9 protein-coding genes and 1 pseudogene are annotated in these 14288 nt (G+C 74.3%); 5 read left to right on the top strand and 5 right to left on the bottom strand.

From position 1 onward, the window contains the following. The first annotated feature begins 415 nt into the window (after positions 1-415). The 3 genes from ACGF07_RS29960 to ACGF07_RS29950 all read left to right on the top strand — a co-directional run bounded on the left by ACGF07_RS29960 (position 416) and on the right by ACGF07_RS29950 (position 4990). On the top strand, positions 416-2245 hold the full coding sequence (locus ACGF07_RS29960; protein ID WP_392903759.1) for an AMP-dependent synthetase/ligase: 1830 nt from the start codon (positions 416-418) through the stop codon (positions 2243-2245). Between the two features lie 254 nt (positions 2246-2499). Further along, positions 2500-3684, top strand: coding sequence for a polysaccharide deacetylase family protein (locus ACGF07_RS29955; protein ID WP_392903850.1), 1185 nt, complete (start codon positions 2500-2502; stop codon positions 3682-3684). A gap of 406 nt (positions 3685-4090) precedes the next feature. Further along, complete coding sequence (locus tag ACGF07_RS29950) at positions 4091-4990, top strand: nitroreductase/quinone reductase family protein (protein ID WP_392903757.1); 900 nt, start codon at positions 4091-4093, stop codon at positions 4988-4990. A gap of 99 nt (positions 4991-5089) precedes the next feature. Here the strand turns inward: ACGF07_RS29950 and ACGF07_RS29945 are convergent, their stop codons facing one another. The 4 genes from ACGF07_RS29945 to ACGF07_RS29930 form a co-directional block, all read right to left on the bottom strand. After that, entirely contained in the window at positions 5090-5887 is a 798-nt protein-coding gene (locus tag ACGF07_RS29945; protein ID WP_350743602.1) for an SGNH/GDSL hydrolase family protein, read from the bottom strand. 154 nt (positions 5888-6041) lie between these two features. Beyond that, positions 6042-6839: an SGNH/GDSL hydrolase family protein gene (locus ACGF07_RS29940; RefSeq protein ID WP_392903753.1), complete on the bottom strand. Its 798-nt coding sequence runs from the start codon at positions 6837-6839 to the stop codon at positions 6042-6044. Positions 6840-7393: 554 nt separating this feature from the next. After that, on the bottom strand, positions 7394-8032 hold the full coding sequence (locus tag ACGF07_RS29935) for an NUDIX domain-containing protein (RefSeq protein WP_392903750.1): 639 nt from the start codon (positions 8030-8032) through the stop codon (positions 7394-7396). A 191-nt stretch (positions 8033-8223) separates the two neighbouring features. Then, on the bottom strand, positions 8224-9444 hold the full coding sequence (locus ACGF07_RS29930) for a hypothetical protein (protein WP_392903747.1): 1221 nt from the start codon (positions 9442-9444) through the stop codon (positions 8224-8226). Positions 9445-9827: 383 nt separating this feature from the next. On the opposite strand from ACGF07_RS29930, the gene ACGF07_RS29925 reads away from it, so the two are divergent. Beyond that, the gene (locus ACGF07_RS29925) at positions 9828-10997 is read left to right on the top strand and encodes an exonuclease SbcCD subunit D (RefSeq protein WP_392903745.1); all 1170 of its coding nucleotides are present in this window, start codon (positions 9828-9830) and stop codon (positions 10995-10997) included. Continuing rightward, entirely contained in the window at positions 10994-14167 is a 3174-nt protein-coding gene (locus ACGF07_RS29920) for an AAA family ATPase (RefSeq protein ID WP_392903742.1), read from the top strand. The genes ACGF07_RS29925 and ACGF07_RS29920 overlap by 4 nt, the downstream gene beginning before the upstream one ends. Before the next feature lie 7 nt (positions 14168-14174). Here the strand turns inward: ACGF07_RS29920 and ACGF07_RS29915 are convergent. Further along, positions 14175-14288: pseudogene (locus ACGF07_RS29915) on the bottom strand (transposase); the annotation flags it as partial.

Genomic DNA, 14288 nt, shown 5'->3' with positions numbered 1-14288 from the left:
GTGACCACACGTTCGAGGGTCGAACCACCCGCGTCCTCACCTTGCCCAGGACACGTCAGAGGCCGCCCGTGGCAGCTCCCGCTCCCGACTCGGGGGCAGCTCCCGGCCCCCGGCCCTTGGGCAGCTCCCGGCTCGCGACCCGTTCCACCGGCTCCCCGGCCCCGGTTCCCGTCGCTTCGCCCCTCCGGTCCCCTCGGCCTCCGTCCCGCCTCCCCCGGTTCCTCCTCCCCGTCTCCCCGATCACGACACCGCTCGAGCGCAGCCGTGCCGATCTCGTCGCGTCCCCGCCACAACCCTGGGCAGTGACAGGACGATCCGATAGTTTCGCTCCACCCGCGCGACCGGGCGCCGCCACTCCGGCGCCCGCCGACCGGGTCCGGCAGACAGCGCCGCGAGACGCGAACTGGGGAGGACTGTGCGCGAGTTCACCACCCCCGCCCCGCCCGGGCGCGAGGCCGCCGGAGGACTCGCCGACTCCCTGTACGACACCGCCGAGCGCACGCCCCACCTGGTCCAGCTGTCCCGGCGCGCCGCCGACGGGCGGTGGGAGGACGTCACCGCGCGGCAGTTCCGCGACGAGGTCCTCGGCCTCGCCAAGGGTCTGCTGACCCGAGGCGTGCGCTACGGCGACCGGGTCGCCCTGATGTCCCGCACCCGCTACGAGTGGACGCTGTTCGACTACGCGCTCTGGTCGATCGGTGCCATCACCGTGCCGGTCTACCCCACCTCCGCGCCCGAACAGGTGCGCTGGATCCTCGCCGAGACCCAGGCGGTGGCCTGTCTGGTCGAGGACGAGGACGCCGCGATGACCGTCGGCGCGGTCTGCGACGCACTGCCCGACCTCACCGGCATCTGGCAGCTGGACCGCGACTGCGTCGCGGCGATCACCGAGGACGGCCGGGACGTCCCCGTCGCGCTGGTGCACCGCCAGCGGCTCGCCGTCGCGGCCGCCAACATCGCCACCGTCGTCTACACCTCCGGCACCACCGGCCGCCCCAAGGGCTGCCTGATCACCCACGGAAACCTGGCCGCAGAGGCCGACGCGCTGCTCACCGGGTGGGGTGACGTCTTCCGGGACACCGGCGGCGGCCAGCCCGCGACCCTGCTCTTCCTGCCCCTCGCGCACGTCTACGGGCGGGCCGTGCAGGTCGCGGCGATCCGCGGCGGCTTCCGGATCGGCCACATCCCCGAGGTCTCCACCGACGCGCTGCTGCCCGCACTGAAGACCTTCCAGCCGACCTTCCTGCACGCCGTGCCCTATGTCTTCGAGAAGATCTTCCAACAGGCCCGGCGGACCGCCGAGGAGACCGGCCGGGGCGAACTCTTCGAGCAGGCGCGGCAGGTGGCCGTCGACTGGGCGACCGGACGGGAGCAGAAGGCCTTCGGCCGCGGCCCGGGCCCGGGCGCGGGACTGCGGCTGCGCCACCTCGCCTACGAGCGGACGGTCTACCCCCGGCTGCGCGCCGTGCTCGGCGGCCAGGTGCGCAGCGTGATGTGCGGCGGCTCCTCGCTGCGCCGTGAGTTGGGACTGTTCTTCACCGGCGCCGGGCTCCAGCTGTACGAGGGCTACGGACTGACCGAGACCACGGCCGCGATCACCGCCAATCCGGCCGGACGGCAGAAGCTCGGCACCGTCGGGAAGCCGCTGCCGGGCGCCTCCGTGGCGATCGCCGACGACGGCGAGGTGTGGGTGCGCGGCGGGTCGGTCTTCGGCGGCTACCTCAACCACCCCCGGTGCACGGCGGAATCGCTGGTCGACGGCTGGTTCGCCACCGGCGACCTCGGCCGGCTGGACGAGGACGGCTACCTGACCATCACCGGGCGCAAGAAGGACCTGATCGTCACCAGCAGCGGGAAGAACCTCGCGCCGGCGGCGTTGGAGGAGCGGGTCGAGGCGCATCCGCTGGTCTCCCAGTGCCTGGTGGTGGGCGACGACCGTCCGTACGTGGCGGCGCTGATCACGCTCGACCCGGCCGCGTTGGCGCACTGGTTGAAGACCCACGGGCGGGAGCAGCTGGACTCCTGGGCGGTGCTCGCGGACGAGCAGTTGCACACCGAGATCCAGCGGGCGGTGGCCGCGGCGAACACGGCCGTGTCTCGGGCCGAGTCGATCCGCGCGTTCCGGCTGCTGCCACGGGAGTTCAGCCAGGAGCAGGGGCTGCTGACACCTTCGCTCAAGCTGCGGCGGGCGGCGATTACCCAGCACTACGCCTCCGACATCGAGGAGTTGTACCTCTCGCCCTGAACTATCCGCGGCTCGAACTGCTCTGACGTTGCGTCTTATGCAGTGCCCGGACAGGGGCGATGACTGAGCCGCGGCCGGACGGTCCACCGAGCGATCCCTTGACGGGCTCATTGGTCCAGTCCATTGTTGCTCTCCGGTCCGCGTGCGGCGCACCGGCACAGCTCGTTCCCGTCCCTCCGGGAAGTCCCACGGTCCCGATTCCGCTCACGCCCTCCCCACGGGCGTGCCCCACCCGCTGGAGTCCTCACGTGTCGATGTCCACGCGCCTGTCCGCGCTGGCCGCCTCCGCCGTCCTGTTCGCCGCCGTCGCCGTCCCGGCGGCCTCCGCAGCCACCGGCGATCCGGCCCGGCAGACCGGGCAGAACGGGCAGAATGGTCAGAACGGCCAGACTGGCCAGACCGGGCAGACCGGGCAGACCGTCAACCTGGCCACCAACCCCGGGTTCGAGCTGCCCTCCCCCAACCTCGCCGACTGGGGCAGCATCCCGGGGTGGAACTGCACCGGCGGACCGGCCGAGGCGGCCGTCACCACCACCGCCCCCCGTTCCGGGGGCTCAGCGCTCACCGTCACCCCCGCCGGCGAGGACTCCACCGGGGAGTGCGCGCAGACCGTCTCCGTCCAACCGGACACCACGTACACCGCCTCGGCCTGGGTGCGCGGCGACTTCGTCCACCTGGGCGCGACCGGCACCGGCCGGGACGTCGCCCCCGCCTGGACCGAGACCACCGGCGGCGGCTGGCAGCAGCTGACCACCCGCTTCACCACCGGGCCGGACGCCCGCAGCATCCGGCTGTACGTGCACGGCTGGTACCAGCAGGGGCCGTTCTCGGTGGACGACGTGCGGGTGGACGGCCCGGCGCCGGCACCCGCGGTCGCGCGGGGCTCGATCCCGACCGAGGACAAGGTCGTGTTCTTCACCGTGGACGACGGCTGGCAGCGCAACCCGGAGGCGGAGCGGTTCATCGCCGACCACCACCTGCCGATCACCGCCTTCCCGCTGCCGATGCCGGCCGGCGGCGACCCGGACTTCTTCAGGCGGGTCACCGCCGTGCCGGGGTCCTCGATCCAGGACCACAGCGTCTCCCACTCCGACCTCAGCAAGCTTCCGCCGGACCAGCAGCAGGTCGAGATCTGCGACGCCCGCGACGCGATGACCCGCCTGTTCGGCACGGCGCCCGTGGTGTTCCGTCCGCCGTCCTTCGCCTGGAATACCGACACCCTGCAGGCCGCGGCCGACTGCGGCATCCGCACGGTGTTGACCGCCGACGCCGACTTCAGCTGGGGCGCCTCCGCCGTCTGGCACCCCGGCCCGCTGCAGCCGGGCGACGTGGTGCTGATGCACTGGACCGACACCCTCGCCACCGACCTGGCACGTGCCCTCGCCGCCGCGGACGCCGCCGGTCTCAGGCCGGCGGGGCTGACGGACTACCTGCGCTGACGGGCACCCAGCCGGCCGCTGCGCCGCACGCCCTCGTGGCACGCTGGCACACCCCTCACGGCACGCCCGCGCGGCACGCGTTCGTGGCACACCCGCGCTGCACACCCTCGCTGCACGCCTTCGTGACACGCCCGCACCCTGCTCGCCAACGATCTTGGTCGTTGACAGCAGGACCACGGCGTGGCTCTAATGGGGGCGTGCAGCGCGGCGTCGGCCACAGAGCAGTGGGCCGGCCGGCAGCCGAGCCAGCACCTGATTTCCCAGGGGACGATGCGCGATGAGTACTTGCTCCGCTGCCCTGATCTGACCCAGGCGGTCACCGCGGTGTCCGCCCATTGCCGCGTGGTACCGCGTGTGGCCGCGACTCCCCCGAAATCTCCGGAGACTCCACCACACACCCATGCCCATGTCGTCCAACCCCGCCCATTCCTTCAACCGCAAGGTCATCGACGAGTTCCGCGCCAACGGCGGCCGGGTCGGCGGCCCCTTCGAGGGCGGTGACCTGCTGCTGCTGACCACCACCGGCGCGCGCAGCGGGCGTCCTCACACCGTCCCGCTCGGCTACGTCCGGGCCGAGGGGCTGCTGCTGGTCGTCGCCTCGGCGGCCGGGGCCCCGGAACACCCCCGGTGGTACCGCAACCTGCTGGCCCATCCCGTCTCCCGCGTCGAGCTCGGCTCCGAAACCTTCGACGCGATCGCCGTCCCCGCCGAAGGCGCCCACCGGGAGAGGCTGTTCGCCGAGATCGTCCGGCAGGCGCCCGGCTACGGCGACTACCAGGCCCACACCGAACGCGAGTTGCCCGTGGTCGTCCTGGAACGGCCCGAGCCGCCGGCCGGCGCACCCCGCGAGGTGCACAGCCTCGCCGACAAGCTGTTGGAGGCGCACACCTGGCTGCGTGCCCAGTTGCACCACGTCCGGGCGGAGGCCCGAGTCCACTCCCCCGGCCGTCCGGCGGGGCTGGGGCTGCAACTGCGGCAGCACTGCCTGGCGTTCTGCCAGGGACTGACGCACCACCACACCGGCGAGGACGCCGCGATCTTCCCGGCCCTCGCGCGCAGCCATCCCGAGCTGGTCGCCGTGCTGGAACGGCTCGGTGAGCAGCACCGGGCGATCGGACGGATCAAGGAGGAGCTGGTGGCGCTGTTGGCCGGGAGCGCGGTCAGCGAGCCCGAACTGCTCCGGACCGAGCTGGACCGGATGTCGGCCGAGCTGGAGGCGCACCTCGACTACGAGGAGGCCGAACTCCTGCCGGCCCTCGCCGGCATCCCGTTCCCTCCGGTCCGGCCCGCCCTGCCGAACGCCTGACACGGCTGCGCCGCCGCCCCCCCCCCCAGCACGAGGGAGGGGACGGCGGCGCCACCGCTGTCACGGACGCTCAGCCGGCGGAGCGCTGGAGCCGGCCCCTCAGGAGCGGCTGAAGACCGGCAGGTAGCCGCCGGACTGGCCGGCCGCGTTGGGGTGGTAGCTCTCGTCGATCGGCAGGGTGGTGCTGTGCAGCCAGGTGTCCAGCGAGCCGCAGATCTCGTGACCGGAGAACGCGTCGCGGACGTCCCCGAAGGTGAAGCCGGCGTTGGCGACCCGCTTGGCGATGACGCCGTCCAGCGTGTCCGCGGCCTCGTTGATGGCGGCGCGCTTGGTGTCGCCGATGCCGAAGATGCAGGAGCCGCCCACCTTGTACAGGTGCGGGTAGCCCAGCACCACGACGTGGGCGTTCGGCGCCTTGGCCCGGATCGCGGAGTACACCTGGTCCAACTGGCCGGGCAGGGTGTTGCGGGCGTAGGACTCGGCCGTGCTGACGGCGCTCAGGCAGTCGCTGTCGGAGCCCAGTACGCAGGTCTGCATGGTGCTGGAGAAACCGGCGTCGTTGCCGCCGATCGTGAGGCTGACCAGCGTGGTGCCGGAGTTCAGGGCCGAGATCTGGCTGTTGAGGACGTCACCGGTTCTCGCACCGGAACAGGCGACGAAGGAGAAGGAGGACGGGGCGTTCGCGTTCTTCCACAGGTAGGCGTAGGCGTTGGTGCTGCGCTTGCAGCTACCGCTGTCGCTCAGGTAGCTGCCGGCACCGACACCGGCCGAGTAGGAGTCCCCGAGCGCCACGTAGTTGATCCCGGCCGCGTGGGCGGACGACGCCGTGAAGAGCGTCGTCAGCGCGAGGAGTGCGGCTGTCGCAGCGACGGACAGAGCACGAGCAGGGCGGAGCATTGCACCTCCTGGTGATGTGGGTCACGAAGTGGATCTTCCAGGCGGCGGCCGGACACCGTACGGACGGCATCGGTACCGGCACCGGTACCGCCACCGGCACCGGTACCGGGCGGCCGGATCGCCTGGCGGAGCGTCACCGTGCTACGGGCTCGGTTCAGGAGCGGCTGAAGACCGGGAGGTAGCCGCTGGCCTGACCGGCCGCGTTCGGGTGGTAGCTCTCGTCCACCGGCAGCGTGGTGCTGTGCAGCCAGGTGCTCGAGGAGCCGCAGATCTCGTGGTCGGTGAAAGCACTCCGCACGTCGCCGAAGGTGAAGCCCGCGTTGGCGACCCGCTTGGCGATGACGCCGTCCAGCGTGTCCGCGGCGGCGTTGATGGCGGCGCGCTTGGTGTCGCCGATGCCGAAGATGCAGGAGCCGCCCACCTTGTACAGGTGCGGGTAGCCCAGCACCACGACGTGGGCGTTGGGCGCCTTGGCGTGGATCGCGGAGTACACCCGGTCCAGCTGCGCGGGCAGGGTGTTGAGGGCGTAGTCCTTGCCCGCGTTGACGGCGCTCAGGCAGTCGCTGTCCGAGCCCAGCACGCAGGTCTTCATGGTGTCGGCGAAGCCGGCGTCGTTGCCGCCGATCGTGAGGCTGACCAGCGTGGTGCCGGAGTTCAGGACGGAGATCTGGCTGTTGAGGACGTCACCGGTTCTCGCACCCGAACAGGCCGCGAAGGTGAAGGACGACGGCTTGTGGGCGTTCTTCCAGAGGTAGGCGTAGGCGTTGGTGCTGCGTTTGCAGCTACCGCTGTCGCTCAGGTAGCTGCCGGCACCGACACCGGCCGAGTAGGAGTCCCCGAGAGCGACGTAGTTGACGCCGGCCGCGTGGGCGGATGACGCCGTGATGAGCGTCGTCATGGAGAGGAGAGCCGCTGTGGCGGCGACGGAGAGGGCGCGGGCGGGGCGGAGCATTGCACCTCCTGGTATGACCTGGGTCACAGAGAGGGATACCAGGCAGTAGCTGAACGCGGAAGCGCTCATGCCAAAGACATTGACGGCCCGTCCGATAGCGCAGAAGTGAACTGAGCCCGACGGAGCGTGAGTTCACCCAGGTGGGCGATGGTGTATGTCGACGCCCGTCGATCATCGCGTGTAGATGAGAAAATCCGATGAGTCAGCGCAGCGTCAGTCGGCGGTCAGCCCACGACTGACGCGCGGCCGGAGCGCGGCCGAGTCGGGGGAGCGAAATCCTCTGCCGCCGGGGAACGTTGATCAGCGGCCATGGACGGGCTGCCGGGGCAGGAAGCGGCTCGGGCGAGGCTGGGCAGGAAGCGGGTCCGGGCGCCGGGCGGGGCAGGGCGAGCAGGCAGGCGGGCGGGCAGGAAGGCACGCAGGCAGAGCAGGCAGGCAGGCAGGCAGGCAGGCACGGAGCGGCTCAAGGCGAACGGCAGGCCCGAGTGCGACTCTGCCCTCCGCCCCGTCCGGAGCCGCGGCTCAGCGGACGGTCGGCCGGCCCGCCGGTGAGATCAGCCCCCCGCCGACCGGCCGCCTCCGGGGTACACCGTCCCGGGGAAGACCGTGCAGCCCTCGACCGGCAGCTCCTCGATCGTCTCGTTCGCGGCAGCGGGCACACCGAGCCAGCGGACGGCGGTGGCGACCGCCGACCGGGCCTGGCGCAGTCCGGGCGCGCCCCACCCCAGCAGCTCGACCGCCAGCCCCGGTGCGACCAGCAGCCGCCGGTAGTGCCGGCCCGAGGCCGGGTCGGCCGCACTCGGGCCGACCGAGCGCAGCGCCGCCGCCATCCGGACCCGGGCGCACTCGTGACCGCCGTTGGCCGATCCGACCCGGTCGTAGAGGTAGCCGAGGTAGTAGGGGCGGCCGATGACGGCCTGGGCCTCCTCGTTCGCCTCGCGGGCCAGGGCCGCGGCAGGGTCCCCGTCGTCCTCCGGCTCCAGCGAGCCGCCGGGCAGCGAGCAGATCCCGTCCCGCGGGTTCACCAGGGTCAGCACCCGCCCGTCCGGGGCGAACAGCCAGCCCCAGGACTGCTTCACCGGCAGGCCCTCCGGCACCTGCTCACCGGGCCGCCACGGCCAGCCCGCGGTGGGACGCCGCCGCACCTTCCCGAGCAGCTCGGCGACCTCCGCCGTGAACTCGATCCGGCCCATGCCGTGCGTCCCCCCTCTCGCTGTCGGGCTCGCCGGACCTGCGGAGCACGGTTCGGAGCGGAGCGGCCGGAGCGGCGGCGTGGGGTACCGCACGCTCCTGCTGTTGATCTTCTCCGAATCTTCCCCGAACAGGCGGTCGATGAACAGTCCCCAGCGCCGCATGGCGGATGCGGAGGCCGCGACCACCCTGATCACCCCAGCGGCCCACCTCCTTCACCGGCCTCCCGGAAGCCCGGCACCGGGAACCCCGGCCGCGGCACCACCCCCGGCGGGAACGGCAGCCCGCGCGCCGCGTCGTCGGCCAGCTCGTCGAACACCTCATGGGCGGTCATCGGCCGCAGCCGCCCGTCGGCGAGGGCCCACCCGCGCACCAACGGCCCCAGCGGCCCCAACGCCGCCGGCGCCCGGTCCGCCACCGGGCCGGGCGGCGCCCCCTCGGGAGGGCCTGCCGCCGACGCCTCCGGATCGGCGCTCGACCGTGCGCTCGGCCCTGCGCTCGGCCGCGCGCTCGACGGATCGCCGTGCAGCAGCAGCGCCCCCGCACCACCGGAGGCCACACCGGCCGCGAGCGTGACGCAGAACGCCTCCGTGTCCCGCCCGGCCGGGTGCAGACGCCCCCCTTCCACGCAGACGTCCACCGCCGAGGTGAGCTCCTCGCCGTCCTCCGGGCCGTGGCACCGCAGCGTCAGCAGGTGGCAGCCCTCTCCCGCGCCCTCGGCGAGCGCCAGGTAGACGGAGGTCACGTACTGCATCACCGCCGCCATCCGCGCCTGCCCGGCCGGGTCGTCGCCGAGCGCGTCCAGCAGGGCCGCGCAGGCGACGGACATCCGCACCCGCGCCCGGTGATCGTCCAGCAGTACCGGGAGCAGCTCCGCCAACCGCTCCCCCGCGTAGACGAACGGCTCCCCCGCCAGCTCGGGATCGCCCGCGTACGCGACCCGGGCGGCGGCCGTCCGGGGATCGAGCCCGACCGCCGCGCAGTAGTCCTCGAAGTCACCCGCCTCCAACACCCTCAGATGCACCTCCAGCCCCTGCCCCTGGAGGACCCTCAGCTGCTGCTCCGCCCGGCGCAGGTACTCCTGGTGCCCGAGCGCGCCGAACATCCCGTACTTCGCCAGCCCGGCGAAGTCCGCCGCTTCCGCGGCGAGCGCGACCGCCACCGGCTGCGGCGGCGCACCCCGGGCCCGGCCGCCGCGCCGCCCGCGCGCCCCGGCCCCGCCGACCCCACCGGCCCGCCCGCCCGGCGGCCGTCCACCTCCCGGCGGCGCCCCGCCGGGACCTCCGGCCGGCGGGGCGCCGACCGCGGACCCCGACCTGCGTCCGCTGAGCAGCAGCGCCCGCCGCGCCCGCGTCGGACCGCCGCGCACCCCCGCCGCGGCCAGCACCTCGTACACCGACTCCCGTACGGTCATGGATTCCCTCCCGTTCGCTAACCCGGCGCCGGACGGCACCGGAGGACGCCGCCGGCTCCGACTCCCGGAGTCGCCGACGCCACGGAACATACACAGAGCCACTGACAATCCACCCCTGGTGATCGGACGAGGTCAGCCGCCCCCGCTTCGGGCTGGCCGTCCGCCGACCGACCCTGGCGATTCCCGCCCGCAACCGGCCCGCTTCCGACTGATTTCGACCGCTTCCGCCCGTCCGCGACCGGGTCGGCACGGTCCCGGGCCCCTCGGCCGACCGGCCGCCGGCTCTCCGACTCCGGAACCGCCCACCCCTGCGGGACCCGAGTGACCGGCGCGACAACCGGTCCCGGCGGGATTGTCGGTGCCGGGCGCTAGGGTCGAGGACCATGCGACTCCTGCATACCTCCGACTGGCACCTCGGGCGCTCCTTCCACCGGGAGAGCCTGCACGACGCCCAGCGCGCCTTCCTGGACCACCTGGTGGCGGTGGTCCGGTCCGAGGGCGTGGACGCCGTGCTCGTCGCCGGGGACGTGTACGACCGGGCGCTGCCCGGCCTGGAGGCGGTCGCCCTGTTCGACGACGTGCTGCACCGGCTGGCGGACCTCGGGGTGCCGACGGTCTTCATCAGCGGGAACCACGACTCGGCTCGCCGCCTCGGGGTCGGCGCCGGGCTGATCGGGCGGGCCGGGATCCACCTGCGCACCGATCCCGGCGAGTGCGCCGAGCCGGTGCTGCTGGCGGACGAGCACGGGCCGGTGGCGGTGTACGGCCTGCCGTACCTGGAGCCCACGCTGGTGCGCGAGCGGTTCGGGCTGGCCAAGGGAGGCCACGCGGCGGTGCTCGGCGCGGCGATGGACCAGGTCCGGGCCGACCTGGCGACGCGTCCGGAGGGCACCAGGGCCGTGGTGCTGGCGCACGCCTTCGTCACCGGCGGCACGGCGAGCGACAGCGAGCGGGACATCGCGGTCGGCGGGGTCGCCTCCGTCCCCGCCTCGGTGTTCGACGGCGTCCACTACGCCGCGCTCGGCCACCTGCACGGCTGCCAGACGCTCGCCCCCCACCTGCGCTACAGCGGCTCCCCGCTCGCCTACTCCTTCTCCGAGGCCCACCAGCGCAAGACCATGTGGCTGGTCGACCTCGCCGCCGACGGATCCGTGACCGCCGAACGGATCGACTGCCCCCGCCCGCGCCCGCTCGCCACCCTCCGCGACACGCTCGAGGCGCTGCTCACCGACGAGAGGTACGCCGAGCACGAGCAGTCCTGGGTACAGGCCACGCTCACCGACGCGGTCCGCCCGAGCGAGCCGATGGAGAAGCTGCGCCGCCGCTTCCCGCACACCCTCCAACTCCTCTTCGACCCTGAGGGGGGAGCGGCCGGGCCGTCCGAGTCCTACGCGGCCCGGGTCAGCGGCCGGGACGACCTCGAGATCGCCGAGGGCTTCCTGCGGCACGTCCGCCCCGGCGCCGAGCCGGCGCCCGACGAGCTCGGCTGGCTGCGCCAGGGCTTCGAGCGCGTCCGGGAGAGCGCCGACCGGAAGGCGGACCTGCCGCGATGAGGCTGCACCGGCTCACCGTCACCGCCTTCGGCCCGTTCGCGGGCACCGAGACGGTCGACTTCGACGCACTCGCCGCCGGCGGGCTGTTCCTGCTCCGCGGCGCGACGGGCGCGGGCAAGAGCAGCGTGCTGGACGCGGTCTGCTTCGCCCTCTACGGCGAGACGCCGAACGCCCGCCGGGCCAACCGGCTGCGCAGCGACCACGCGGACCCGAAGCGGCTGACGCAGGTGGAGCTGGAGCTGACGCTCGGCGGCCGACGGCTGCAGATCACCCGGCTGCCCGAGCAGCGCCGCCCGAAGAAGGTCGGCACCGGCACCACCGTCGAGCGGCCGCAGACCCTGCTGCGCGAATGGACGGCCGACACGGGCGAGGGCTCGCCCGGCTGGCGGCCGCTCAGCAAGTCCCACCAGGAGGCCGGGGAGGAGATCCACCGGCTGATCGGCATGAGCCGGGAGCAGTTCTGCCAGGTGGTCCTGCTGCCGCAGGGCGACTTCGCCCGTTTCCTCCGGGCCGACTCGGAGGAGCGCGCCAAGCTGCTGCGGCAGCTGTTCGACACCGAGCGGTACGGCCACGTGGAGGCCTGGCTCGGTGAGCAGCGGCGCTCCCAGGAGGCCGCCGTCCAGGCCGGTCGGCGCCGGCTGCGCGACCTCGCCAGCAAGGCCGAGCAGGCGGCCGGGCCCGGCGCCGAGGCCGCCGAGGGCTGGGTGCCGGCCGAGGACGACCACGCCGACCTGACCACCGGGGTGCTCGGCTGGGCCGCGGTGCTGCGCAGCGAGGCGGCCGAACGGCTCGCCGTCGCAGAGTCCGCGCTCGCCCTCGCCGAGGCCGCGCAGCAGCAGGCCCAGCAGGGCCGGGAGGCCGCGGAGGAGTTGGCCGGGCGCCAGCGCCGGCACCGTGAGGCGCTGGCCGAGGCGGAGCGGCTGGCCGCGTTCGAGCCCGCCGCGGCCCGGGACCGGCAGCGGCTGGCGGCCGCGCAGGAGGCCGTCGGGGTGGAGGCCGCGCTGCGGCTGCGGGAGAGCGCGGCCGAGGCGCTCGGGCGGGCCCGGGAGGCGGAGCGGCGGCGCCGGGAGGCGCTCGCCCGGTTCGGCCCCGAGGGCCGCAGGCTCGCCGGAGTCGGCACCGGCACCGGCACGGGCACCGGCACCGGGACCGGCACCGAGAAGGAGGCAGCAGCAGCGGCCGGACCCGCAACGGGCGCTGGAGCCGGCACCGGGCCGGCGGAGTCCGGTACCGACACGGGCGCCGCGTCCGCCGCCGCCGAGCTCGCCGAGGCCGAGCTGCGGCTGCGGGCCGAGGTGGTCCGCCTCGAGGCCGCCCGGGCCGAGGAGCGGCGCTGCACGGAACTCGCCGGAGAAGCTGGCTCGTTGACGCGGGAACGGCGCGCCGCCGAGGAGCTGGCCGAGGAGGCCGAGGACTGGCTGGCCGAGTTCGACGACGAGCTGCGCCAGCTGGAGGAGCAGCAGTCCCGGGCCCTCACCGCGACCGCCCGGGTCGAGCGCCTCGACGGCCGGCGCACCGAGTTGGCCGCCCGGCTGGAAGCGGCCAGGGAGCGCGACGCCCTGCGCGCCGAGATCGCTGACGCCGAGCCGCGGGTCGCCGGGCTGCGCACCGCCGCGCTGGACGCCCGCGAGCACAGCCTGGACCTGCGGGACCGCCGCCTGACGGGCATGGCCGCCGAGCTGGCCGAGCAGCTGAGGGCGGGCGAGGCCTGCCGGGTCTGCGGCTCGCCCGAGCACCCGGCACCCGCCGAGGCCGGGACGGTCGGGCGGGTGAGCGCCGAGGACGAGGAGCGGGCCCGTCGCGCCCAGACCGCCGCCGAGCAGGCCTGGGACTCCGCCGAGCAGGCCCTGACCGCGCTGCGGGTCCGGGAGGCGACCGCCGCCGGGGCCGCCGGGCCGGAGGAGGCGGACGCGCTCGCGCAGGCGCTGGCCGAGGTGGAGCACGAGCACCGCGCGGCGCTGCACGAGGCGGAGGCGCTCGGCCGGGTCGAGCAGGAGATCGGCCGGCTGGCCCAGGACCGCGCCCGTCGCCTGGACGAACTGCACGAGGCCAAGGAGCGCGCCGCCGTCCTCACCGACCGGCTGCAGGCGGTGGACGCCGAGCAGCGGGAGCTGACCGCCAGGGTGGCGGCGGCCCGGGGAGACGCCGCCTCGGTCGCCGACCGGGCCGCTGCACTGGCCCGGCTCACCGAGGAGGTGGCCGCCACCGCCACCGCCGCGCGGGCCTGCGCCGAGGCGCGGGCCCGGCTGGGGGAGGCCGCGGAGGAACTCGCCAAGGCCGCCGCCGCGGCGGGCTTCCCGGACGCCGCGGCGGCGCTCGCGGTGCTGCTGCCGCGCGAGGAGCGCGAGCGGCTGGAGGCCCGGTTGGAGCGGCACCGCGCGGAGTCGGCCGCCGTACGGCACGAGCTGGCGCTGCCCGAGCTGGCCGAGGCCGCCGCCCGTCCGCCGGTCGACCTCTCCGCCGCCGCTGCCGCGCTCGGCGCCGCCACGGAGCGGCTCGGCCAGGCGCACGCCGCCCGGTCGGCGGCCCGGGAGCGCTGCGCCGCGCTGGCCGAGATCGGGCGGCAACTGACCGCCCTGGCCGCGGACCTCGCCCCGGCACTGGAGCGGTACGGGCGGATCAACCGGCTCGCCGCGCTGGCCGCCGGCACCTCGACCGAGAACCGGCTGCGGATGCGTCTGGAGTCGTACGTCCTGGCGGCCCGGTTGGAGCAGGTGGCGGCGGCGGCCAGCGACCGGCTGGTCCGGATGTCCGGCGGCCGCTACACCCTGGTGCACAGCGACGACCGGGGAGGCGGCAACAAGCGGTCCGGTCTGGCCCTGCGGGTGGTCGACGCCTGGACGGGCACCGAGCGGGACACCGCGACCCTCTCCGGCGGCGAGAGCTTCTTCGCCTCGCTCTCCCTCGCCCTCGGCCTGGCCGACGTGGTCACCGACGAGGCGGGCGGCATGCCGCTGGACACCCTGTTCATCGACGAGGGGTTCGGCACCCTGGACGAGCAGACCCTGGAGGAGGTGATGGACGTCCTGGACGGCCTGCGCGAACGGGACCGCGCGGTCGGCATCGTCAGCCACGTCGCCGACCTGCGCAGCCGCATCCCGGCCCAGCTCATGGTCCGCAAGGGCCGCCACGGCTCCACCCTCGCCCTGGCCACCCGGGAGGATGCCTAGTGCCACATCAGGCAACGTTCGCCCTAGTGACGACTTCGCGTAGGCGCTGGTCGGCGGCGTGGTTGTTCCGCCAGATGATGTAGCGGCGGATCATGCTGCCCTGTTCCTTGTGACTGGCGTG

Origin of the sequence: Kitasatospora sp. NPDC048194 (assembly GCF_043202455.1) — a bacterium.
Taxonomy (GTDB): domain Bacteria; phylum Actinomycetota; class Actinomycetes; order Streptomycetales; family Streptomycetaceae; genus Kitasatospora.
Note: the sequence above shows the minus strand (reverse complement) of the source record. Positions and strands in the feature narration are given on the sequence as shown.